Raw genomic sequence first — 23,439 nt, 5'->3', positions numbered from 1 at the left:
CATTTGCTTCTCATCTCTCCCTATTTGGCTTTAACCCAGCATAAATGCTATAAAATCATTTCGATAGTCTTCAGGAAGTTGCTTCTCGACAATAGCATTGATTCCTGTTAGAAAACCTTCTTTATAGTCCGACAAGTCCTCATCAATGTAGATGTTATTCTCAAACTTGGTGATTTCTAGCTTTTTCATCTGACTATAGGTAGACAAGAAAGTAGATAAAGAGGGGCTTAAGCTATAGAGCTTAGAATTTCCAGGAATCTTGCCATATACAGGACTAAGCTCGCTAGTTAGATCACAAAAGATTGGCTCATCCCCCATCATGTGAGCAAAAACCATATAACTCTCTTTCCAGCTAGGATCCTGCCATCCTTCTGATGCAGCTTCACATAGAGGGAGAGGAATTAGAGCAAGATCATAGGGAGCTCCTCTAAAATAAGCTTCTTCATCAAAGTCTAAATGCTGATAGAACTCTTTCAATTGACCAGACAAATCTGGCTTTTCGACATGGAGACAGTCACTAGTAAATACAAGCTCTCCTAAGCCCTTGTTTCTATGATAGACTTCTACGAATTCCTTCAACAAATTGAGCATCATTATTGGACTCCTCTCACATTTTTGGGATTATATTTGGCTATTTTCAACTGACGATTACGTATCATTCTGACCGCTAGGGACAGCCTGTGCCCAAATTCGTTCAAATTCCTCTTGACTAATCTTGATGGAGTCTGATAGATCCAACTCATCTTTTCGACCATCATAGAGTAGAAACCCTACTTCTGGAACATAATCCTGTAGGCAAGAGGAAGCATAAGAGTGCCCATTCAAAACGTTAATTTGTCGACTTGCGCGCTGACCAGTAAACTCTGTATAAATAACTCCTAGGCCTGTCATAAACTCACTATTGCCATAATAATAATATTCTTTTTCACACATTAGAACCACCTTTACCATTTGTCTCTACAAGAATGGCATTCTTTCCTCTTTGCCTCTTTCATCGACTAATTCAATGTTAAGCTTTCACATTATAGAATCTACGGGTTCTTAGATTTATTCTCCAAGACTCTCACTTCTACTTTATCCTCCGCTAAATGGAGATCCAGTACTTTTTCCTGGTCTTGAAAGAAAAGTGTCAGGTCTCTGGTAGAAAATTCAGTAGAATAAGAGGGCAAAAAGTCATCCAAAGACTCCATTTGAAACAAGACGTAAACTGGTGAAAACTCCCAAAAAACTAGGATAAACCGACTGCTATTGCCAACAAGACTTTGAATTGGTCTACTTAGATCTTTAGTAGTAAGATTGGCAGAAAACTCATAAAGGCAAGGAAGTGGAGAGTCTATAGGATTCAACTCCCCAGCATACCAATCAATTTCTTTAGGTTTGTCGATCAGAAAATGAACATCCTTTATTCCCTTCAAACTCTTGATTCGTCTTTCAACTTTTAATAAGGATAATTTCTTTTTTAAGTTACTCATTATTCTTGCTCTATCATTCTAAAACAGAAATTCTGCTCACAACCTCATTCTGTTTATCCAACAGATAAAGGAAATTCCCTTTTGTTTCCAGTTTACCAAGCTTAGCCCCATAATCCATCTCGTGAGCAGGGCAGGATTGAATCAACTTACGGATGCTCTTGTCCTTGTGCTCTATCTTCCAAAACAAATCCACCTTATCAAGCTGATGCTCCACTTGAATGGAATAGGTCGTGGATTGGATCTTTTTCCTTTTCCACTCCCAGCTATTTTCGTAATCGTTTTTCTCTATTTCATTGACTACATCCTCTATCAAGGAGTATGGAATAGAGAGTTCCAGAAACACGCGCCTCGCCCCTTTTACCAAGGCTTCTAAGAGCAGCTTTTTCTGTTCCAATGGACACAAAGTTTCATAGCTAGAAAAATCAAATAGGATCTGAATAGTATAGACGCCAAGTAGGTTCATAATGGCTGGATTGCTAATCGTATCAACACATTCTACGTTTATTTTCCAACAATCGTTAGTCACAATCGGTTTAAAGAGGCGCTCTACCATAGAGGTCATACATTTGGATTCATATATGAATGCGTTTCTCCGATCTTTCCAATTTTGTCGGTAGTCTTCAATTCTAGCTTCCTCGTATGTTAGCGCAGCTGAGTCCATCAGCTCCTCAATCCTCTGTTGATTTTCCACATAGGGCTTATCTAATTCAAAATACTGTAACTTCATATTCGTGGTCTCGTAGTTTTTTTCTTGTAGAAAGGTTTATCCTTAGGTCAAGGTCTGTTGTTTGTAGTTTTTTAAATATGCAATGATTCGCTTTTCTACCTGTTAGGCATTCCAACTCCTTTAGGATACATACTGTTTACTCTCCTCAAAAGAGATTTCCCTTTCTTGACCATTTTCCCATAGTCGTGGTATTCCTCCTGGCAATGGAGGATTGTTTGATCATCCAGAATCTCCGCAAATAAGCTAGGAATACATCTTTAAGTATCAATCTTCACAGGACCAATCTCAGCAATTCTAACAAGGTCAGAGGATCCCGATAACATCACATCATTTTGGTTTATAAAATTGAATTCAACCTTATTCTCTAAAAAGAGCAACTCTAGTCGTCCATTCACCTTATGAATCCCCTTAGAATAAAAATGGATTTCATCTAAATTAAAAAACTCTAAATTAATTTTTATGGCATTAAAATCGCTTTTCTGCCACTTTTCAGGGAAATTAGTTGGGAAATCATATACATAAAGGACAAGATCTAATTTGTAATCGTAACATAATATAGTATCAAGAAATACATTATTCAAGTCCAAATCACCATCAAACAAATGAATAATCTTTTCCTTCCCCACTACTTTTTCAAACCATTTCACAGTATGAACTCCTTTTTAAAAATGAATATAAGTCTTCTTTTTAAGATTCATTGTTTCCCTCTTTAAGGAGATGGTAACTTCTCTCTTTAAGTAGGTCTTAGAATAGCCTAATCCTCCTGCCGTCCTTTCCTTTTGTAACGTCATTGATTAAGTCCTTGACGGTAGATATATCGAACTGACGGGAAAAGTCTACAATTTTCTGGCGATTCTGTTCTGGATATAAATAAGATGCAGCTAAAATAAATAAAAATGGATTTATGACTTGACCAATATGCTCAAGATATTTAGGATGAGTCACATAAGACATAATTTTGTTAAAATCATCATCTTTCAGAACAATCTTTCTCTGATATATCGCTGCACAGGCACCTGCAGCTTGAGATGAGTTATTCGATTCTAAGGACTCATAAACAAAAGACAAGTTCTCTGTTTCTGAATTTTCTAGATAAGCAATCGCTACTGCTAGAGAGCGGTAGGTTACGGGTGTTGGAATATCTCTCAGCAGCAACGATTTGAGATAGGGGACTTCTTCTGTGCAATCCGTTGCGGCCATGGCGTAGAGTAAGTACATTTGTGATTCCCATGATTTAGGTTTTTCCATCTCCCCTTCCAAGGCCTGATGCAAGAATGGTCCATATCCTTTTAGTCTGCCCTTTAAAATTTTTTTCGCTGCCTTTTTTACCAAGGGCGTTCGTCCTGAAGTCAACTCATCTACATAGTCCATCTCAAACTCCTTTATTTCCTCTGCTTGCCAGTTCTTCTTCCAAGATTCTGTTATAAACTATACTTCCGACACAGGCTTCCCAGTCCAGCTCCTCAACTTCTTCCCTAGAAAAAATCTTAGGTTCCCGCCTACCATCTAGCCAGACCTTCCCAAAGTGAAGACCATTTGGGTCTCCCCACTTAAAGGCTAAATCTTTAAAAGGGCTTGGATCAAAATCCGCTTGGTGACCAATTATCTGCCAAGACCATACTGGACTTCGATCAAACAAGGTGTAGGAATCTGCAATGATGGGCTTACCCATAAATTGAGCACGAATTAGCTCCTCAACTGTTATAGTAGGCCTTGCTTGAAAGATATCGAAAAATTGAATGACATGACCAACGTTCACTTTTCCAAGGATTTGACCAAATACAAACATTTCCTCCGAAAATTGATAGCAAAAAATATCACCAATTTTAATAAATCGAAGTTTTGTTCGTGGCTTTTCATTCCACTCTCGAATCTTTATCTGGGGCAATCTTTTCTCCATAATTAATTCCTACTGCTCTTTCTTTAAGATATGAAAGAGATCATCTCTTAGAACGATTCCATCATCTTCTATCAAATAGGCCATGTGCTCCCAGAAGGGCAATTCTTGTTCAAGGGACTTTTCCAAGGCAAGTACTTGAGCCTTCAAGTTTGCTGCAATCTCTTCGACTTCATCTTGCTCAATCTCATAAAACTTTGCTTTCAAAAGAAAGATGCCTGATAGAAAGAGTGAATACGAGGAAACAAAAGTATGCAAGGAAGAATTGACATAAACCCTCGATTCTTGAAAAACTTCCCTTCCTTCTTGATTGCAAAGTAAGAAGACTTGCTTCTCTTCTCCAATTACAAAGGCACCTAAAAACACTGACCAAAAAGCCTATAACTCTCCTGATTTTTCCTTAGTTCGACTAGTTCGTCGCCTGCTTTGACAAAAGAAAATCCCATTTTGGAGTAATCCTCTAAATATGCCAAAAGGTTGAAACGGACCTCATCCAAACTAAATGGTTTCTCCTCTTTAGGACCTACGCTAAAACCGTACTCCTTCACCAATTCATCGATATTGACTGTCATTTTTCTCCTTATCACTATCAGTCATTGAATACCATTTCTCTAATCGGCCTAGCTAATCATCAAAAGGCATAAAGCTATCATGTTGCTGATAATAATTTAAAGCCTCGACCAAGTCTTGGGGACTAGCATCTGGCTTTTCCTCAAGTGCGACTGCAAGAACATCAATCAACTGCTCTCCATAATAGACTAGCAGCAGATCTTGCTCCGTCACTTCTGTCGGGTAGACATCACGGTCTTCCACAACATCCGGATAATCGGATACCCAATAGAGCCTAGCTAGTGCCAGTTCTCCATCCTCCTTGCCATAGAGGCAAAAATCATCTGATACTAATTGATCCACGCGCACCTGCTCAATTATCTGCTCTAGTGAAAGTTCTTGGTGTTTTCGCATCCCTTCTCCTTTTTAATCTCACTCTTCAACAAAAGAGTTCAAAAATTCCTCAAAAGAAGCCCATTGACCGTAGATCTCAGCTGTTTCTTCTAGAACATAGAAATACACCTTGCCATAATCCTCTGCCCTTAAAGAAAGAGCATAGTTGCCCGATCCAGGATCATAGGCAAAATGGAGAAGATCTGTGGCCTTAAATCCCGCCGGTACAGCCTCATCGTCAAACCAAGTAAAAGACTTCTTCATCTCCTCCAGTGAATCAAAGGAATTGAAAGGAAAGAGATGACGGTCATCGTGAACACCCCTTACTTGGGGCTGGTCACCATTGTACTTGAGATAAAAATCCTTCATGGCTTCCGGCAATTTCTTTCCAAGAATCTCCTCAAATTGTAAAAAATCTTCGCTTGAAATAGCTGGATCTGTGTCTGTTAATACTAGCATCTCGTCTCCTTTTGAGTCTCTCTTCCCAAAGGCTTTTTTTATTTGACCTCCATATTACAGGTCCCTTTTAGGCTATCATACCATAAGATTCCTTTTCCATAAAGCTAAAATAGAAAATGAGCCCAGTGGTTTTACTAGACTCATTTCATCCTTATTATTTTACTTTTTTCAGCCCTTACTTCAAACTCCAACCACCATCAATCGTGAGGATCTGTCCTTGCATGGCAGATGCCTTCCCACTGGCCAAAAAGAGGCTGACTTCCGCCACTTCTTCTGGCTCTATCCAGCGCTTGATGGGCGTCTCACTGGCTACCCAGTCTGCTAAGCCACCTGGTTCAAAGTCCGCTGCGGTCATGCCTGTTTTGACGGCTCCGGGTGCGATGCCAAAGACCTGAACCCCAGCTTCTGCATAATCCAGGGCCAACTGTTTGGTAAATCCCGCTAGAGCATGCTTGGAGGAGGTATAAGCGTGACCGCCTCCACCAGCTAGGCTAGAAGCAATGGAGCACATATTGATGATGATCCCTTGCTTCTTCTCCAACATTTTAGTCAGATAATACCGTGTCAGCTCTACCGGAGTCACATAGTTGATCTCAAAGATCTCCTGAATCTCCTGAGCGCTTTGCTCAAGGAGCGGTTTGTAATCATCTAAAACTCCAGCCGTATTGCACAAGACATCGACCTGGGGACACCAGTCAAAAATCGGCGCCAAATCCAGGGTCAAGTCCCGCTGTAAGAAGTGGAAATCACCTACTAACTGAGGATACGCTCCCTGGTCCACTCCATAGACCTGGTAGCCCTTCTCTAGAAAGAGTCGTGCTTGAGCCAGACCAATCCCGGAACTCACGCCTGTAATCAAGGCCCTTTTAGTCATGGACTTCCACCCAATCTGTCGCTAAAACATCACAAGGAGTTGGACTCCACATGGAGAAACCTTCACCCTCACCAGAGACGTTGATGAGGAAATAAGGTGTCACTTCCAGAGCCACTCCATTTTGCTCGATGGTATCAAAGAGTTGGACATAGTTCTCAGCACCACCCCAACCAGTACGTACATATTTCTTTTTTGCCTTTAGTCCAGGCAAGATTTCTTCAAATGTCATGATCTTCTCCTTTGTTTCATACTCCCTTTCATTATAACAAAAATCAAGCTTTCTCGTTGTTTTTCAACAGCAAAAAGGAGGAGCTTCCTCCCCCCTTTTCACTCTATTCACCATTTTCTGTCTTGTTCTTTTTCAAGGCGCGAATCGTGAACCAATAGTAAATCATCAATCCGATAACGATGATCACCGTCGGCAAAATGATGGTCATGCTGGAATTCTGAATCCCTTGGGCCAAAGTCCAACGATGCAAGAATCCCACTACTAAGAAGGACAGAATAGGAAAGATGAAGGCACGAGCAAACTCTTCTTTCCACTGCCAGAGGATAAGTCCTGCACTAGCCCCTGTCATGATGAAGGTATCCCATGGACTAGGTACCGTCAACCAACCTAGAGTTGGCAAGAAACGGACCCCTACTATTTCACTGATGAAATAGATCCCAAGGACGAGAACGACTGCAACATAGATTGCTTTTTTTGTCTTCTCTTCTGCAAAAATGAGGCGACGAAGGAGATAGAATAGTAATCCAACAGCTAAAATACCCATAACACTATCCGTTAGATAGACCAGGGGTTTAAGAACCAGGACTGCTTGAGAGGCAAAATCACTTAAGAGGCGATAAAAAATCACAATTCCCGAGACAATCGCCCCATATTTTAGAACGGAGCGCGTGGATTCTTTAGGCATATTTTCGATGATTTGGTCTGCCATTCCCTTGGGATCCTGTCCAAAATAGTCCTTGGCTGTCAATCCATCACCGCTTGCTTGCGAAAAATCTAGCGCTAGATTATAGACCTGCTCTCTTAATGCTTTCTCCTCATATAAGAAGCCGGCAAAATTGAAATAATCCCAGAGATCTTGGAAATAAGCTTGGTCCTCCTGGCTAAAGGTTTGAACCAAAGCCTGCGTTTCTTCATAATAAATAGCTGATGTCATGATGTTTCCCCCTTTCTTTGGAGACGAAATACAATGAAGGACAAGACTAGTCCTATCAGAGGGAGTAGCCAGCGTAATACATTAGCAGTTCCTGGATTCACAAAACGAACACAGCATCCAGTTACAAAGAAAGTCACACCCATGACCAGTAGGCTAACAGCAAGCCGTCCCTGATTTCTATAGGTCATGATCGTAAATCCAAGAAGAACCAGAAAAGCCAGAACAATCGCCCAACCATCTGGCAAAAGGATACTTCGATTCAGACTCAAATGGTCAGAAAATACGTGCTCTATCCTAGGAGACAGAATCAAACTAATCACACTGATGATAAGAGCCCAAGGCCACTTGATTTCCCCATAGCTCTGCTTGGACCAAAGCCACATCATAAATTGACTGTACACAAAGAAAATGAGTAGATCTAGCAAATATGTTAAGGGAGCAATCACCAGTGGCAGCATCCAGGCAAAATCCATTACAAACCGCATGCCAACGAAAATCGTTCCAAGAATCAAGAATAACCCCACATAAGAACCTAGCCTGCGTCTAGGTAACTCCGAGAGAACTTGGTCCATCATGGCCCTTGGATCCTTTCCAAAATAATCCACTGCCCGATTGCCTTCTTTCTCAGCAACCTTTAAATCGCAAACCATATTGTAGAGCTGCTCCCCCAGTAGCTCATCATCATAAAAATAGGACTTCACTCCAATATAAGCTATCATTTTTTTCATATAGGCTTGATTGTCCTTATTTAGGTGCATCAATTCGGCTGACATTTTTTCTGTATAATCTTCGATCATGCTTCCCCCTCCTTTTTAACGCGTTCTACTTTAACGACCAGATCCTGCCACTGGTTCCAAAATTCCTCTAGGCGCTCTCTTCCTTCCATGGTTAGAGAGAAATATTTGCGATCAGGTCCATCCGGAGAGGGCCTCATCTCTCCTACGATGACTCCCTGCTTCTCTAGCTTCTGAAGCAAGGGATAAACGGTCCCCGCAACGATCTTATCGAAGCCGGTTTCCTTGAGACTTTGGATCAATTCATAGCCATAAATAGATTTTTTTGAAATAATTTCTAAAACACAACCTTCCAGGACACCCTTGAGCAATTGCGACTCTTTCATCCTGCTCCCCCTTTCTATACCGCATCTTTTTAGCTAGTTTGTTTTACATACTAGTCCTTTCATTATTAGTATACTCCTCCTTAGCTAGTTTGTAAAGCATAATAGTTAAAAATACTGCATGAAACTCGATAAATCCGAGCATTATGACTAAATATACAATTATTTTCAAATAAAATTTGCTTTTTATAAAAAAAGGTGTATAATAATACAAAATCTTTATTAAAGGAGATAAGTGATGAAAAAATCTAAACTAGCTTTCCTAGCAGGTGTCACGGTTGCTTCAGCCCTGTTCCTTGCTTCTTGTGGATCATCTGCAAAGTCTTCTCAGACAAACACTTTTTCATACGTGTATAGCACTGATCCAGACTCTTTGAACTACCTCCTTTCAAACCGTTCAACAACAAGTGATGTCACAACTAACTTAGTAGATGGACTTTTTGAAAACGACCAATACGGTAACTTGGTCCCTGCTCTAGCAGAAGATTGGTCTGTTTCTAAGGATGGATTGACTTATACTTACAAACTTCGTAAAGATGCAAAATGGTATGACTCAGAAGGGAACGAATATGCGGATGTCACTGCACAGGACTTCGTCACTTCTCTGAAATATGTAGCAGACAACAAGTCAGATGCCCTCTACTTAGTTCAAAACTCAGTAGCCGGCCTGGATGACTATGTCACTGGTAAAAACACGGACTTCTCTAAAGTTGGTGTCAAAGCCGTTGATGACCATACCCTCCAATACACCTTGGCTCAACCTGAATCCTTCTGGAATTCTAAATTGACGACTTCGACCATGATGCCCGTCAATGAAAAATTCCTCAAGTCTGCAGGTAAAGACTTTGGTAGCGTCAAACCTTCTGGAATCCTATACAACGGTCCTTACTACTTGAAATCCTTCACTTCAAAATCGTTGATGGAGTTCACTAAGAACGAGAACTACTACGACAAAGACAATGTGAAGATCGATGATATCAAATTGACCTACTTCGATGGTTCTGACCAAGACTACCTAGCTCGTAACTTCTCTGATGGAAACTTGACCACTGCGCGTCTCTTCCCAACGAGCTCAACCTTCAGTACCATTGAGAAAAAATTCAAGGACAATATCGTTTATTCACCGCAAGATGCGACTGTCTACTATGTCTACTTCAACGTAAACCGTCAAAACTACGGTCATACTGAGAAAAAAACAGACGACCAGAAGAACCAAACCAAAACAGCTCTTCAAAACAAAAACTTCCGTCAAGCCATCAACTTTGCCCTTGATCGTACTTCTCTAAGTGCCCAATCAAACGGTAAAGACGGGGCTAGCAAAACCCTTCGTACGCTTCTTGTACCTCCAACATTTGTGCAAGTAGACAACAAAGACTTCGGTACTGTTGTTGAAGAAAAACTTGCTGCAACAGGAGATGATTGGAAGGATGTCAGCCTAGCTGATGCACAAGATAGCATGTTCAATGCGGACAAGGCTAAAGCACAATTTGCTAAAGCCAAAGAAGAGCTCCAAGCGCAAGGTGTCCAATTCCCAATCCACATCGACTATGTGGTTGACCAGTCTTCTGCTAGCATTGTGCAACAAGCTGATTCAATGAAAGACTCCATCGAAAAAACATTAGGAAAAGAAAATGTTGTCGTGGATGTTCAGAAATTGTCTACTGAAGATGCGGACAATGCAACCTACTTCGCTCAAAGTCCTGATCAAAAAGACTTTGATATGGATATCGCTGGTTGGGGACCTGACTTCCAAGACCCATCAACTTACTTGGATATCTTCAATCCAGTCGATGGTTCAGCCTTAGCAGGAATGGGAATCAATCCGGCAACTGACCAAGCCCTAATTGAAAAACTAGGTTTGAACGAGTACAAACAACTATTGGATGATGCCAATGCAGAACAATTGGATACCAAAACTCGTTATGAAAAATATGCTGTTGCTCAAGCTTGGTTGACAGACAATGCCTTTGCACTTCCTGTATACTCTAAAGGTGCTGTTCCTTCTATCACGAAGATCAAACCATTTACAAAAGCCTTCTCCTTGATTGGTATCAAAGACGGGGCTAGCTACTACAAGTACATGGAATTACAAAGTGATACAGTCACAACGGCTGACTATGACAAAGCTTATAAGAATTGGTTGAAAGAAAAAGAAGAATCCAATAAAAAAGCACAAGAAGAACTTGCAAAACACGTGAAATAATCACGATAAAAACACCGGGGATGTAATCCTCGGTGTTTTAAAATGTAGACAAATTGTTTCTTTATATAGAACAAATTAGGAACACATAAATAATTAAGATAATACATCCAATTAGCTCATTCAAGCATACACTGAAACTTTCCGCTGTAAGAAAACTGCTAGAAACATTCTTGTTTCTAGCACTCGGGAGTTTTGAAACGTTAGGTTCAAAACTAAGTCATGGAACTTCCTAGAAGTTCGCTGATGTCCGTACTCACCTAAGGAAAGTTTCAAGGGGAGCTTTATCTTCACCTATTTTCCTAAGCTTCCATCGTATCAAACGCTATCTCACGACAATCTTCCGATAACTTCTAGAAGTCAGAAGAAAGACGAGAACATAAGAGATGAAAAAGACAGCACAAATGGAAAGAGTTGTTTGAAGGACCAAGCCCGCATTGGTCGCTCCTAAGATGGCTACGATCTTTGCAATCATCTTGTAGGCTACTCCTAGGTATAGGAAGGAGAAGAATAATGGAAGGAAAAAGACGGTGAGAATCTGTTTGCGAATGGTGGTGCCGGTTTGTTTTTGGTCCAATCCTACTTGTTGCAAGATCACAAAATTATCCCGATCCTCATGACCCTCTGAAATCTGTTTGTAGTAAATGACAAGTACTGTAGCTAATAGAAAGATGACTGATAGGAAAATCCCAATAAAGAGGAGAGTCCCTGCTGTTTCACGCCACTCTTTCTCTATGCTGTATCGTTCATATCCACCAAAATAAGTCGCACCATATTGACTCATTTTGTCTGTCGAATACAGCTCTTTGGTCACGTCACCAGTAAAATCTTTGTTGTCTTTATTTTTGGCATTAATAGAGAATTCTAAATTCTTATCAACTTTTAGACCCAGTTGGTTCAAATCAGGGAGGACAAGGTACAAGCCCATTTGGTGTTGAAACAGGGCGTTTTGTGGGATCTTCCCTTGGATAAAATTGGAATCTAGTTTTTGTTTAATCGTGAAGGTCTTCCCATTGATTTCTAATTGTGCGTCTAATTTTCCAGGATATTGATACCCATAAGCTAAGATTTCATTTTCTCCAAGCTCAACTTTTTGACCCGTCAGTTGCTCGTAAGTCGCCTGATCAAAAAAGTAGACTGTTCCCTCTGTCTTCATCTCCTGACCAGCTTGTTCATAAACCTCTAAGCTCCTTCCATCAATCTTTCGAATTTCAGCCGACCAGTATGTTGTCTGTGCCACCTGATAATCTGATAGATTTGTCGCATCGGCTGTTTTCTTAATTTGAGCTTGAACATCCTTGATAACTGGTTCTGTCTCAGCATCTGAAGGCATATGCCCCACACTAATCATGTAATCAGAAGGGTAAACAGTATCTAGGTAGTTCTGCCCTCCAATAAAGATATTGAGCGACCCGGTTAAGGTTACCAAGACCATGGTGGAAAGAATACTAATGGTCGCAAGGCCCGCTGCATTTTTTCGCATCCGAGCTATTAAGTTGGAGACGGATATAAAATTCTCTGGCTTGTAATAGTAGGATTTCCGACCTTTGAGAAATCTTAAGAAGGTAATGGATCCTGCGTTGAATAAGAGATAAGTCGCTAGAATGACCAAGATGACGGCAATAAAGAATCCTTGAACAGCCGCTACCGGACGCTCAACGGTTAGCGCTATATAAAACGCAATTCCTAAGAGCCCAAGTCCTAAAAGAGTTTGGACCAGCAAGAAGCGTCCCTTCTTCTCTCCTGCTTTTTTCTGTTGCATGAGGTGGAGGGAACTGTAGCGCAAGAGGCGGAAAGAATTCAACAAAAGAATGAGGCTAAAAGCTAAGGCTAGTCCAAGTAAAGTATTAAGAACAGCCTCTATCTGGAAGGTTGATTGAATGACGACTGGTAGCCCCATACATTTTAGGAGCAAGGCAAAAATCAAGCGATCAAACAAGAGTCCCAAGCCCAGTCCTACTCCAACTGTGAGAACATAGAAGGAGAGCAGTTCCCATAAGGTCATGACGAGAAGGTGCTTCTTCTCCATCCCCAAAACACTGTACAGTCCCAATTCTTTGGAACGATTTTTCATGACATAGCCATTGGCATAAGCCACTAAAATGATGACGACTAATTGGACAACGAAACTACCAAAACCAAGAACAGTTCTCGCCGCTCCCCCTCCGTAAGAATCCTCTAAATGAGGGGTCGATGACAAGGCGATAAAACTATAAAGGATCATAGTCGTTAAAATAACAGCCAAGGCAAAGGGATAATAGAGCTTGCGATTTTGTTTGAGGTTGGAAAGAGCTAATTTACTTGTTAATTTAAACATCACGATCCTCCTTTCCCGCCATGACCGTCAAGGTATCTGAGATTTCTTGGAACATCTGACGCTCTGTTTTTTCCCCACGGAAAATCTGGTTGTAAAGGATCCCATCCTTGATGAAGAGCACGCGCTTAGCCCTCGCTGCCGCTGCAGTTGAGTGGGTCACCATGAGGATAGTTTGGCCCATGCTATTGATATCTTCAAAGACATCTAGCAAAGCAGCTGAAGACTTAGAATCCAGCGCCCCTGTTGGCTCATCAGCGAGAAGGATTTCAGGTGAGGTGATAATGGCCCGTGCTACAGCCACCCGTTGCTTTTGCCCACCAGAGATCTCGTAAGGGTATTTTTCTAAGAGCTGGTGAATGCCCAACTCCCGACTGACGCTATCGACCTTACTCATCATTTCCTTGACCGGTCTGCGTGAGAGGACTAGAGGGAGAAGGATATTGTCCTTGACGGACAAGGTATCCAGCAGGTTGAAGTCTTGAAAGACAAAGCCTAGTTTTTCCCGACGGAAGCTTGAAGCATCCTTGTTCTTGATGGTTGAGGTGTCAGTCCCGTTGAGGTAGACCCGCCCTTCGGTCGGCTGGTCCAGCATGGCTAGGATATTGAGAAGGGTCGATTTCCCGGAGCCTGATTCCCCCATGATGGCGACGTACTCCCCTTTTTCCACGGTGAAGTGAATATCTTTCAATGCTTCGACCTGCGTCCCTTGAAAGCGGGTTTTGTAGATTTTTTTCACATGTTGTACATCTAATAAGGCCATTTTTATTCTCCATTTCCATCTAGTTATACGATTGACTTCCATAAAACTTTTTACACCTCTATTGTAACCATTTGGAGAGAGATCTACAATAAGCTAACCTTTCATTTTTACCCTGATTTCTTACATTTCTGTAAGGTATTAAAAAACTAGCTTCCTTGCGGGAGCTAGTTTCTTCTTATAAAGCTGTGATGGCTGTGATCAAACCAAAGATGATCCCTGGTGCATTGGCTGCAGCAAGTGGGATATCGCGTTCTTTTTTGAAGAGTCCATAATAGACCCAAAGGCTACAGTTGATAGCGGCAACTAAAGGTTGGACAAAGTTTCCTTTGTGACCAGCGAGGTTATCCATGATTTGTGGGAAGTAAGACACATACATCATCACAGACATAAAGGTTGCAACCCAACCAAGAATTTTCATTTGTTTTTCATTCATTTTCAAAATACCTTTCATTTTTTAAGTACGCACTATTCTAACGCTTGTCCTCTTAAAATTCAAGTACTTTTTTCAACTGTTACCGAACTGTAAAGTGTCACAATCTTGTGATTTTGCAGGAAGATGGATTTCTTTTTGAGTGAATTTTCTCTCTAGTTGCCATTTTTTGACACTTTGTCTAATTCTTTTACAAATGTGATCGTTTTCATTTTGCGTAGCATGCAAATTAATTGCATTTTCTTCCTACTTATGCTATTTTGATACACAGAGGTAAAATTTTATGAATAAACAAAAAATCAACCAAATCGTTGGCTCGATCGGTGCCTTTATTGGGATTATCGTTTTCATTGCCTACATCCCACAAATTATTGCTAATTTACAGGGAAATAAGGCCCAACCTTTCCAACCCTTGTCAGCTGCTATTTCTTGCTTGATCTGGGTCATTTATGGTTGGACAAAGGAACCTAAAAAAGACTGGATTTTGATCATTCCGAATTCGGCAGGTGTCATCCTAGGGGGATTGACTTTCCTTACATCACTTTAATAGAAAGTGAACAAAGACTGAACTCTACGGGTTCAGTCTTTTTTGTGTATCCCTTTGAAAAACAAAAACAATCGCAGTCGGTTTTCGTACAAAAAAGCCCGCTATGAGCAAGCTAAAAAAATTGACAATTCTTTTCTTTGAATAACCTATGCTGGATTATTGTGCAAAAATATCCAAATAATATCTGATTATTATTAGAGTATATTGAAACTTTCCGCTGTGAGAAAAGTGCCTGAAATAATTATGTTTCAGGCACTCGGAATTATTGAGACCTTAGGCTCAATAATTAGTCATGGAACTTCTTCGAAGTTCGCTGACGTCCGTACTCACCTAAGGAAAGTTTCCAATATGATTTGAGCTTCTCTTTTCCTAAATCTGCACAATCTTACGGTAACTCCGAGAGGTGATCCAAAAGACGATCAGGTAGGTGACGAGAAAGACGGCACAGACACTGAGGGTCACGATGAGGACTTGGCCACTATTGATGACACCGAGCACTTTGAGAATGAGACGAATCATATGATAGGCAAAGGCCAGGTGGACAAAGGCAAAGATGAGGGGAAGGAAGAAGACGGTCCGCACTTGACGGTTGATAGTCCGTTTGACCTCGTTTTCATCAAGCCCCACCTGTTGGAGGATGACGAAGCGGTCACGGTCTTCATAACCTTCCGAGATTTGCTTGTAGTAGATGACGATGACCGTTCCGACCATAAAGATCAGTGACAAGAAAATCCCGATAAAGAAGATGCCACCAAAGAGGCTATTCAACTCTGCCACATCATTGGCTCGGTTACCTCCATAGACAAATGTTCCTTGGCCCTGTTGACTGCTCAATTCATCGATCATCTTATCATAGCTAGCTGCCAGCTTGAGTTGCTGGTCTTCACCGACATTGACATTGAATCCACCATAGATATTGGTATAGATGGCAAGATTTGGAAATTGGGCGATAAAGGCTGAGAGATCTGGAACGATTAGGTAATTGAAATCCTCCGTCAGCATGTTATACATGTTGGGCAAGTGATCTGTGATAAAATCCTTGGTCACTTCTTCCTTTACTTGGAAGTCTTGGCCATTGATAGTAAACTGCTTTTGGCCTTTGAGAGCCTCGTTATGAGCAAAGAGGATAACTTGGTTGCCAGTCAGATCGGCCTCTTCTCCTGTCATCTGCTCATAGCTAGCTGCGTCAAAGACCATAAAGACGGTTTTGGGAGTGACGCTGCGTTCGTCAGCTGGATAGACCGTAAAGTCTGTGCCCTTTTGGGATTTGATTCCAAAGTTGGCATAGGTCATCAGGTCACGATTCTTGATTTCAAGCTGGTGCTCAGAAGCAAATTCATCAAATTTCTGATTGATTTGCTCCAGGTCTACCCCTTTTCCTTGGACAGAGAAATCATGAGGAGCCATAATTTTCTTGACCATTTCGCCACCAACATAGATGTTGGTCGCAGCAGAGATGGTCACTAGCACCATGGTTGAGAGGATGGCAATAGTCGCAAGTCCCACTGCATTTTTCTTCATGCGATAGATGAGGTTAGAGACCGAGATCATATTGTTGGGTTGGTAATAATAGCCCTTCTTTTTCTTAAGCAGATGCAAGAAGACGGTGATCCCAGCATTAAAGAGCAGGTAGGTTCCGATCATGACCAAGACAACCGCTAGAAAGAAAATCACAATCGCAGACAATGGGTCTTTGACTGACAAAGCCAGGTAGTAGCCAAAACTAAGAGAAACTAAACCCAGGATGGTTTGGGGCCACAAGAAGCGGGATTTCTTTTCACCACTAGCCTTCTCACGCGTCAACTGCAGGGCATTCAAACGGAGAATTCGCCAAGCATTGAGAAAAACTAGGAGGCCAAAGATGAGACCAAAGGTGACAAAGACCAAGATGACAATCCCAGGTTGGAAGGTGGATACCAGCTGGACCTTCATCTTCATGAGTTTCAAGAGAAAGGCAAAGATCAGCTTGTCAAAGAGAGCCCCGATCAACACTCCGCTTGAGATAGTCAAAAAGCCAAAGATCAAGAGTTCCTTGAAAATCATGCTGATGAGATGGCGCTTCTCAAGGCCCAGCATGCTGTAGATCCCCAGTTCCTTGGAGCGGTTTTTCATGACGAAGCTATTGGCATAGAGCACAATGATGGCCCCCGCAGCGTTGACCACAAACAGTCCCAAGCCTAGGGTGAAGAGCATGGGAGATCCCCCTCGAAGTTTTGAAATATGGGGATTAAAGGTCAGGGAGTCAAAGAGGTAGGCGATGGTCACTGCGAGAATGACTGCAATCGCAAAGGGATAATAAAGCTTGCGGTTCTTGATCAGATTAGAGCAAGCTAATTTAGTGGTTAATCGAAACATCTACTCCACCTCACTTGCCATGACCGTTAGGGTATCCGAGATTTCTTGGAACATCTGACGCTCTGTCTTTTCCCCGCGGAAGATCTGGTTGTAGAGAATCCCGTCCTTGATAAAGAGCACGCGCTTGGCCCGAGCTGCCGCTGCGGTTGAGTGGGTCACCATAAGAATGGTTTGCCCCATGGTATTGATATCTTCAAAGACATCTAGTAAAGCAGCCGAAGACTTGGAATCCAGCGCCCCTGTTGGCTCATCAGCAAGGAGAATTTCAGGTGAGGTGATGATGGCCCGTGCTACAGCCACCCGTTGTTTTTGCCCACCAGAAATTTCGTAAGGATATTTCTCTAGAAGTTGGTGAATGCCCAACTCTCGACTCACGCTATCGACCTTGCTCATCATTTCCTTGACGGGTCTGCGAGAAAGGACCAAAGGTAAGAGGATATTGTCCTTGACGGACAAGGTGTCGAGCAGGTTGAAGTCTTGAAAGACAAAGCCTAGTTTTTCCCGACGGAAGCTCGAAGCGTCCTTGTTCTTGATGGTCGAGGTATCGGTGCCATTGAGGTAGACTCGTCCTTCCGTCGGCTGGTCCAGCATGGCTAAGATATTGAGGAGGGTCGATTTCCCAGATCCTGATTCCCCCATGATGGCGACATACTCCCCTTTTTCAACAGTGAAGTGAATATCCTTTAAGGCTTCAACCTGCGTCCCTTGAAAGCGGGTTTTGTAGATTTTTTTGATATGTTGAACGTCTAGTAATGACATACTTTTCTCCTTATACTAGTAGATCAAGAAAAATTCTTGGGTTTGTTGTAGGACTTGGCGACCAAATTCCGCCTTTTCCAAATCGGTTTTCTTATTTGGTTTCTTAATCTTTTTGGGTTCTTTCATCCATTTCAAGAGTTTCATTTTCTTGACCTCCTTTATTTGATGAGACTATTGTATAAAAAATAAAAGGCGGTCACCATAACCTAACCTTTCATTTTTAAAATTAAATCTTACATTTTTGTCATTTTCAAATAAAAGAGAAGCTTAGGGAGAGAATCATTAGGTACCGACGAATTCTCCTAATCCATGACCAACTTCTTCTCTTCAAAACGTATAGCAACAGTCGTCCCTTGGCCGACTTGAGACGTCATCTGGAGTTGGTGCCCTAGCTGATCGGCAATCTTTTTAGACAGATAGAGGCCTAGTCCAGAAGATTGCTGGGTCAAATGCCCATTGTAGCCGGAGAATCCCCGCTCAAAGACACGGAGTATATCGCTATCCTTTATTCCAATCCCACTATCTTTCATATAAAGGGTCTGGTCTTTGAAATAGATCTCAATCCCGCCAGTGCTGGTATACTTAAGGCTATTAGACAGCAATTGCTCGATGATGACCAAGAGCCACTTGCGATCGGTAATGACGGCGACATCTAAGTCATGCAGATCCACCGTCAAGCCCTTTTGAATAAAGAAGATGGCATACTTTCGCACGACTTCTTTGACCAGCTCTTCGAGTGGAACACGCTTAAGAACCAAATCATCGTGAAAGCTTTCGAGTCTCAGATACTGGAGGACCACATTGGCATAGGAATCAATCTTAAAGAGCTCCTGCTCCATTTGTTGTCTCAGCTCGCTGTCTTCTATATTTTTAACTAAGAGTTGGCTGGCCGCAATGGGCGTCTTAATCTGGTGGACCCAGAGGGTATAGTAATCCATCAGGTCATTGTAGGTCTCTAGACTCACCGTTGTCTGCTCACGTTGGGCTTGCTGACTGGTTGCTAGTTTCTGACTCAAGACCAATTCTAGAGGGGTCTCAGGTAGTCCCTCCCCATAGAGCACTTCCTTCCGACAGGCCTGATACCCAGCTACAGCATCCCAAATGACCAGAAGAAGACTCAAAAAAGCCAAAATTCCTGTCAGGTAAAGGAGAAAATTGCGGTAGCCTTCGAATATATAGGCAAACAAGACCAGGGATGAAAGGAGTAACCCAATTAAATAGAGATAGCGACGGTGAGAAATCAGATAATGTTTGACAAATAAGAATCGATTATCCATTGCTCAACCCGTATCCTATACCTTTTTTCGTTTCGATAAAATGTTCCAGTCCTGCTTCTTCGAGTTTCTTCCGAAGTCTAGCTACATTGACCGAGAGGGTGTTATCATCAATAAAGAAATCACTGTTCCACAATTCCTTCATTAGATCATCCCGAGCCACTACACTTCCAGCTTTTTCAAAAAGGATGCGAAGAATTTGAAATTCATTTTTGGTCAAATTAACCACCTCTCCCTCGTAGACCAGATCCATGGATTTGAGATTGAGGATAGCGCCCCGGTGTTCTAACAAATCTTGATCAGTTCCAAACTCATAAGAGCGGCGAAGGAGACCCTGAATTTTTGCCAGAAGGACATTGGGATCAAATGGCTTGGTCACATAGTCATCGCCTCCCATATTGATAGCCATGACGATGTCCATAGCTTGATCTCGTGAGGATAAAAACATGATAGGGACCTTAGACACCTTACGAATTTCCTGGCACCAATGGTAGCCATTATAAAGAGGAAGGCCAATATCCATCAGAATCAGATGAGGATTGGTCTGGACGAAGGTCCCCAATACATCCATAAAGTCATCAACTGCAATAACTTCAAAGCCCCACTGCTCCATGATTTTCTTCACTTGTTGGCGAATGGTTTCATCATCTTCGACAAGAAGAATTTTGTGCATGCTCTTTCCTTCTCTTTCTTACTAGAGTATTACCCTTTCATTATATCAAATTATCCAAGGAGCATACATATTTTTCGCCATCTCAACTTACAGGTAACTCCTTTCGTCAATTTCCTATTTTTACTGAGGGGCTTTTCAGGTATTTTATGCTATACTGAACATACAGATACAAAGGAGAATCTCATGTCCACGATTTTTGATTATCTAGACTATGTCGCCTATGATTCCATCTACGATCGCCCTTTTAAGGAACTCGATGTCCTGGCACTGACAGAGCTGACCTATCTTCCTTTTGATCGGATCGTGCCTCAAGGGGATACGACCAATATTGAAGTCCGCTTATCTGATGCAGTAGAGCTAGTCGATCGAACCACAGATTTCATCGTGACAGACAAACACCTGCAATTAGTCGATATCCTAGCTACATCCAAACGCTTTAAGAATGTCAAACTTCTTAACTATGTCGACGAATATGACCCCGATGTTCAGAAGCAGTTTGCGGCTATGACCTATCGTCTTACCATGGATGTTTATTTAGTTGTCTTCAGAGGGACGGATGATACCTTGATCGGCTGGAAGGAAGACTTCCACATGACCTATATGGACCATGTCCCATCTCAGAGGCGTGCAGCCAGCTACCTACAACATGTCATGAAGGAATTTCCTAAAGGACGCTTTATGGTAGCCGGCCACTCCAAAGGGGGCAATCTCGCAGCCTACGCCTGCTCTTACCTTCCAGATCATCTGATTGAAAAGGTCGACGCCATCTACTGTTACGACGCGCCTGGCCTCAACAAGGCCATTATCGAAACGGAGGGCTATCAACGAATCGCGCACCTCGTTCACCGCTTTGTCCCGCAAGGGTCTATCGTTGGGATGATGCTGGAAGTTCCTGAGCCTGCTACGATTGTCAAAAGCCGAGCTTTTGGTGGCTTTGCCCAGCATGACGCCTTTACTTGGATGGTTGAAAAGGATGGATTTGTGACCCTGGATCAAACCAGTCCCGATAGCCAGCAGACCGACGAGACCCTGAAGCAGTGGGTTCGCGAAACATCGGCGGATGAGCGCAAGAAGTTCTTTGATACCTTTTTTGGCATTTTTCTAGACGCCGGCATCACTTCGATTAATGATTTGATGAACTTGAAAAATTTCTCCAAGATCAAAGAAATCTTTCAAAATGCTCAGGACCTAGATCCAACAGAAAGAGAAATGCTGGAACGTCTAGCCAAGCAACTCATCGACACCCGTGTCCAAGCTTGGAAAAAATGGCAAACAGTTCCCCGGATCCTGCTTCAAATGACTGCATTTTTCAAGCGAAAAAAAGCAATCGAGTCCTCCTCACCTCTGCTTCTTGAGCACAAAGATTGACAATTTTAACTCTATTTTATAAAATGTAACAATATCGTTTACATCCAATGGTGTAAACGAATTTTTTTATAGAAAGAGAATTCATTAAAGCAAAACAAAACCCAGGAAATCACATTTCCTGGGTTTTTCGCTTCTTATTGACGATAGAAGTATTGATCTGCTGGATAGTTCCCAGCTGATTGGGTAACAACCAAGCGAGGTTTGCTCTTATCTGACTGGTCTCCATCAGGATTTTCAAAACCAATCTTAAAGAGGCCAACTGCCACTCCTGTTTCTCCCACACGTAGATCTACATAAGGGACTTTACTTGTTTTATCAGAGTTTGGCACTGCTTTTAATCTTCCTTGGCCTTTCACAGTTCCATCTTCTTGGATGACCATCTCTTGGCCTTTGGCATTGCGCCATGTCCCTGCCAGGCTTGAAAAATCTCCATTATTGATAGCCGCAATATCGAGGTCTACTTCCTTCTTAGGCGCTGGGTAAGCTTCCCACCATTTGTCCTGGTAGGCTTGGAAGGAGGCTTGATGGTAGAAGATACGTCTCAAAGGTGAAACGACGCCATCAGGACCTTGAACATTTTCAGGAATCAAGGTGACAATCAATTCTTGACCAGGACTTGCTCCAGTTGTTCCAGCTTGAACAAAGTAAACCTGATAGGTCGCGCCTGCTTTCTTAGGTTTCTTATCTTTATTGAGGACAAATTGGACATTGGTGGCTCCACTCCAGAAGCTCCATCCATTGTCCTGATCAGAGTAGATAGAAGGAAAGACAGTAGTCCGGTGATTGTAGTAATCTTCTGGACTATAACCATACAGCTTAAAGCCGGAATCCGCAATCTGCTTTTCAATAGATTCATTGGAATAGCTTCCCGCGAAGGTTGTCAAATCCCCATCCAATACCGCATCATCTGGATTCGTCGATTTGAAGAAATCCTTCCGATTGGCAAAGACCATCTCATGATCGGGGTCTTTATCTAACATGGTTACCGTAATAAGGGGGTCTTTATCTGTTTTGTATTTAAAGATACGCACAGTGATGGTGAAATCCTTATTTCCATCTGACTTTTTCATCTGACTAGTAGAAACCTTATTGGCTCCTTCTACTTTGAAATCCGTTGAGAAAGTTGCTGATACAGGACCATCTTCTGTCTCGTAATCAATCTTCCAAGATTTCCCATCTTTTTGAATCTTGGCCTTATCACGCGCACTAGAGACATATTCACCAGACAGATCGATAGCTTTTTCCTTAGATGAAGACGAGGTCTTCGAAGTCTGGTTGAACTCTTTTTGATGATCCGGTTGAATATTGGAGCTAGAGTAGAGATAGACTCCTCCGATTAGAACCACTGCACTCACAAAAGCGATGATCATCCAAAGATATTTCTTATCTAACTTTTTGATCATTTCAATACCTCCTTGAAATGGTAGTTACCTAATAGTATACCTTAAATTCTATTTAAAGCAAATTTTGACTGAAATTCATAAATTTTTTATCGTTTTTCGATACTTTTTTATTGACTTATTTTTTATAAGGAGTATACTATAAGTGAAAAATAAAAAAACTTCAAGGAGGCTTGCGATGAAAAAGTCAAAAACCTTAAAAAATGTCATTGAAGTCTTAACGGCTTTCATTTACTTCTGTGGCTTTATAACCGTGGCTGCACTGGTCGTCCACCTGCTTTCCCGGATGGGAGTGTTTAAGGATCTCATTCAATCTGGACGCTTGTCCTTTGATGTGAATGGCATCCAACTCTTCCCCAAACATCTCCAACCTCTCTGGCAGTTGCTCTTCCCACTAGCCTCAAGCGCTATCTATATTTACCTTCTCATCACCATTCGCAGCTTCCTCAAAAATCTCTACCAAGAAAAGATCTTTTCTCACTCCAACATTGATCTTTGCAACCGAGCTTGGAAGATTCTCTTGGTCTTGTCTTTTATGTCTGGCACACTTGAAACCAGTGGCGATGCTTATCTCCTTCCCTTCACTTTCAAATTTACCTTTAACACAGGGCTTCTCCTTGCCGTTCCAATCGTCTGGGTCCTTGGCAAGATTTTAGAGAGAGGGATTGAGATCGCTGAAGAAAATGAGCTAACCATTTAAGGAGG

The 23,439-nt window shown here is 41.9% G+C and carries 29 protein-coding genes; 4 read left to right on the top strand and 25 right to left on the bottom strand.

Annotated features, from left to right (window positions below; all coding sequences use genetic code 11):
- Nucleotides 1-30 precede the first annotated feature (30 nt).
- From AC3E8G_RS01840 to AC3E8G_RS01765, 16 genes are all read right to left on the bottom strand, one after another.
- Nucleotides 31-594 (bottom strand): hypothetical protein, encoded by a 564-nt coding sequence (locus AC3E8G_RS01840; RefSeq protein ID WP_287514399.1) that lies wholly within the window; start codon nt 592-594, stop codon nt 31-33.
- Between the two features lie 54 nt (nt 595-648).
- Entirely contained in the window at nt 649-933 is a 285-nt protein-coding gene (locus AC3E8G_RS01835; protein ID WP_287514402.1) for a hypothetical protein, read from the bottom strand.
- Nucleotides 934-1,031: 98 nt separating this feature from the next.
- The gene (locus AC3E8G_RS01830; protein ID WP_287514405.1) at nt 1,032-1,472 is read right to left on the bottom strand and encodes a hypothetical protein; all 441 of its coding nucleotides are present in this window, start codon (nt 1,470-1,472) and stop codon (nt 1,032-1,034) included.
- Nucleotides 1,473-1,485: 13 nt separating this feature from the next.
- Entirely contained in the window at nt 1,486-2,199 is a 714-nt protein-coding gene (locus AC3E8G_RS01825; RefSeq protein ID WP_129268690.1) for a hypothetical protein, read from the bottom strand.
- 257 nt (nt 2,200-2,456) lie between these two features.
- Entirely contained in the window at nt 2,457-2,846 is a 390-nt protein-coding gene (locus AC3E8G_RS01820; protein WP_287514408.1) for an Imm50 family immunity protein, read from the bottom strand.
- 97 nt (nt 2,847-2,943) lie between these two features.
- Nucleotides 2,944-3,570 carry a hypothetical protein gene (locus AC3E8G_RS01815; protein ID WP_490676888.1) on the bottom strand — a complete coding sequence of 209 codons (627 nt, stop codon included), beginning with the start codon at nt 3,568-3,570 and terminating at the stop codon, nt 2,944-2,946.
- A 1-nt stretch (nt 3,571) separates the two neighbouring features.
- On the bottom strand, nt 3,572-4,099 hold the full coding sequence (locus AC3E8G_RS01810; RefSeq protein ID WP_048715501.1) for an Imm26 family immunity protein: 528 nt from the start codon (nt 4,097-4,099) through the stop codon (nt 3,572-3,574).
- A 9-nt stretch (nt 4,100-4,108) separates the two neighbouring features.
- On the bottom strand, nt 4,109-4,303 hold the full coding sequence (locus AC3E8G_RS01805) for a hypothetical protein (RefSeq protein WP_490676887.1): 195 nt from the start codon (nt 4,301-4,303) through the stop codon (nt 4,109-4,111).
- Between the two features lie 149 nt (nt 4,304-4,452).
- Nucleotides 4,453-4,668, bottom strand: a complete 216-nt coding sequence (locus AC3E8G_RS01800; RefSeq protein ID WP_490676886.1) for a hypothetical protein — start codon at nt 4,666-4,668, stop codon at nt 4,453-4,455.
- A gap of 52 nt (nt 4,669-4,720) precedes the next feature.
- Nucleotides 4,721-5,059, bottom strand: a complete 339-nt coding sequence (locus tag AC3E8G_RS01795) for a DUF7716 domain-containing protein (protein ID WP_272078967.1) — start codon at nt 5,057-5,059, stop codon at nt 4,721-4,723.
- A gap of 18 nt (nt 5,060-5,077) precedes the next feature.
- Nucleotides 5,078-5,497, bottom strand: coding sequence for an SMI1/KNR4 family protein (locus AC3E8G_RS01790; RefSeq protein WP_272078970.1), 420 nt, complete (start codon nt 5,495-5,497; stop codon nt 5,078-5,080).
- Nucleotides 5,498-5,672: 175 nt separating this feature from the next.
- Nucleotides 5,673-6,371 (bottom strand): 3-oxoacyl-ACP reductase, encoded by a 699-nt coding sequence (locus AC3E8G_RS01785; protein ID WP_490676885.1) that lies wholly within the window; start codon nt 6,369-6,371, stop codon nt 5,673-5,675.
- Nucleotides 6,364-6,600, bottom strand: a complete 237-nt coding sequence (locus AC3E8G_RS01780) for a DUF2829 domain-containing protein (RefSeq protein WP_000141913.1) — start codon at nt 6,598-6,600, stop codon at nt 6,364-6,366. Before AC3E8G_RS01780 ends, AC3E8G_RS01785 begins: the two co-directional genes overlap by 8 nt.
- A gap of 103 nt (nt 6,601-6,703) precedes the next feature.
- Complete coding sequence (locus AC3E8G_RS01775; protein WP_490676884.1) at nt 6,704-7,534, bottom strand: hypothetical protein; 831 nt, start codon at nt 7,532-7,534, stop codon at nt 6,704-6,706.
- Nucleotides 7,531-8,331, bottom strand: coding sequence for a hypothetical protein (locus tag AC3E8G_RS01770; RefSeq protein ID WP_154858651.1), 801 nt, complete (start codon nt 8,329-8,331; stop codon nt 7,531-7,533). Before AC3E8G_RS01770 ends, AC3E8G_RS01775 begins: the two co-directional genes overlap by 4 nt.
- The gene (locus tag AC3E8G_RS01765; RefSeq protein ID WP_154858653.1) at nt 8,328-8,654 is read right to left on the bottom strand and encodes a PadR family transcriptional regulator; all 327 of its coding nucleotides are present in this window, start codon (nt 8,652-8,654) and stop codon (nt 8,328-8,330) included. Before AC3E8G_RS01765 ends, AC3E8G_RS01770 begins: the two co-directional genes overlap by 4 nt.
- A gap of 235 nt (nt 8,655-8,889) precedes the next feature.
- On the opposite strand from AC3E8G_RS01765, the gene AC3E8G_RS01760 reads away from it, so the two are divergent.
- Nucleotides 8,890-10,854, top strand: a complete 1,965-nt coding sequence (locus AC3E8G_RS01760; RefSeq protein WP_414286183.1) for a peptide ABC transporter substrate-binding protein — start codon at nt 8,890-8,892, stop codon at nt 10,852-10,854.
- A 322-nt stretch (nt 10,855-11,176) separates the two neighbouring features.
- Here the strand turns inward: AC3E8G_RS01760 and AC3E8G_RS01755 are convergent, their stop codons facing one another.
- From AC3E8G_RS01755 to AC3E8G_RS01745, 3 genes are all read right to left on the bottom strand, one after another.
- Nucleotides 11,177-13,168: an FtsX-like permease family protein gene (locus AC3E8G_RS01755; RefSeq protein WP_490676883.1), complete on the bottom strand. Its 1,992-nt coding sequence runs from the start codon at nt 13,166-13,168 to the stop codon at nt 11,177-11,179.
- Nucleotides 13,161-13,928: an ABC transporter ATP-binding protein gene (locus tag AC3E8G_RS01750; protein WP_048715480.1), complete on the bottom strand. Its 768-nt coding sequence runs from the start codon at nt 13,926-13,928 to the stop codon at nt 13,161-13,163. Before AC3E8G_RS01750 ends, AC3E8G_RS01755 begins: the two co-directional genes overlap by 8 nt.
- 175 nt (nt 13,929-14,103) lie before the next feature.
- On the bottom strand, nt 14,104-14,361 hold the full coding sequence (locus tag AC3E8G_RS01745; protein ID WP_003006102.1) for a SemiSWEET family transporter: 258 nt from the start codon (nt 14,359-14,361) through the stop codon (nt 14,104-14,106).
- 280 nt (nt 14,362-14,641) lie between these two features.
- On the opposite strand from AC3E8G_RS01745, the gene AC3E8G_RS01740 reads away from it, so the two are divergent.
- A complete protein-coding gene (locus AC3E8G_RS01740) occupies nt 14,642-14,905 on the top strand; it encodes a SemiSWEET family transporter (RefSeq protein ID WP_003012241.1) in 264 nt (87 codons plus the stop codon).
- 369 nt (nt 14,906-15,274) lie between these two features.
- Here the strand turns inward: AC3E8G_RS01740 and AC3E8G_RS01735 are convergent, their stop codons facing one another.
- From AC3E8G_RS01735 to AC3E8G_RS01715, 5 genes are all read right to left on the bottom strand, one after another.
- Complete coding sequence (locus AC3E8G_RS01735) at nt 15,275-17,260, bottom strand: FtsX-like permease family protein (RefSeq protein WP_048715478.1); 1,986 nt, start codon at nt 17,258-17,260, stop codon at nt 15,275-15,277.
- Entirely contained in the window at nt 17,261-18,019 is a 759-nt protein-coding gene (locus AC3E8G_RS01730) for an ABC transporter ATP-binding protein (protein ID WP_006596750.1), read from the bottom strand. It lies immediately after the preceding gene.
- A gap of 15 nt (nt 18,020-18,034) precedes the next feature.
- Entirely contained in the window at nt 18,035-18,163 is a 129-nt protein-coding gene (locus AC3E8G_RS01725) for a hypothetical protein (protein ID WP_023022528.1), read from the bottom strand.
- A gap of 158 nt (nt 18,164-18,321) precedes the next feature.
- Nucleotides 18,322-19,296 carry a sensor histidine kinase gene (locus AC3E8G_RS01720; RefSeq protein WP_048715476.1) on the bottom strand — a complete coding sequence of 325 codons (975 nt, stop codon included), beginning with the start codon at nt 19,294-19,296 and terminating at the stop codon, nt 18,322-18,324.
- On the bottom strand, nt 19,289-19,966 hold the full coding sequence (locus tag AC3E8G_RS01715) for a response regulator transcription factor (RefSeq protein ID WP_006596753.1): 678 nt from the start codon (nt 19,964-19,966) through the stop codon (nt 19,289-19,291). Before AC3E8G_RS01715 ends, AC3E8G_RS01720 begins: the two co-directional genes overlap by 8 nt.
- A 183-nt stretch (nt 19,967-20,149) precedes the next feature.
- Here AC3E8G_RS01715 and AC3E8G_RS01710 point away from each other — a divergent pair, with 183 nt between their 5' ends.
- Complete coding sequence (locus AC3E8G_RS01710; protein ID WP_490676880.1) at nt 20,150-21,334, top strand: DUF2974 domain-containing protein; 1,185 nt, start codon at nt 20,150-20,152, stop codon at nt 21,332-21,334.
- A gap of 134 nt (nt 21,335-21,468) precedes the next feature.
- Here the strand turns inward: AC3E8G_RS01710 and AC3E8G_RS01705 are convergent, their stop codons facing one another.
- On the bottom strand, nt 21,469-22,737 hold the full coding sequence (locus AC3E8G_RS01705) for a DUF6287 domain-containing protein (protein ID WP_490676879.1): 1,269 nt from the start codon (nt 22,735-22,737) through the stop codon (nt 21,469-21,471).
- Between the two features lie 175 nt (nt 22,738-22,912).
- Between AC3E8G_RS01705 and AC3E8G_RS01700 the strand changes: the two genes are divergently transcribed.
- Nucleotides 22,913-23,434 (top strand): DUF2975 domain-containing protein, encoded by a 522-nt coding sequence (locus AC3E8G_RS01700; RefSeq protein ID WP_314370119.1) that lies wholly within the window; start codon nt 22,913-22,915, stop codon nt 23,432-23,434.
- Nucleotides 23,435-23,439: the final 5 nt, after the last annotated feature.

It is taken from the genome of Streptococcus sp. SCPM-O-B-15294 (M123), from assembly GCF_058200455.1.
The sequence above is the reverse complement of the archived record's forward strand: the minus strand, read 5'-3'. Positions and strand labels throughout refer to the sequence as shown.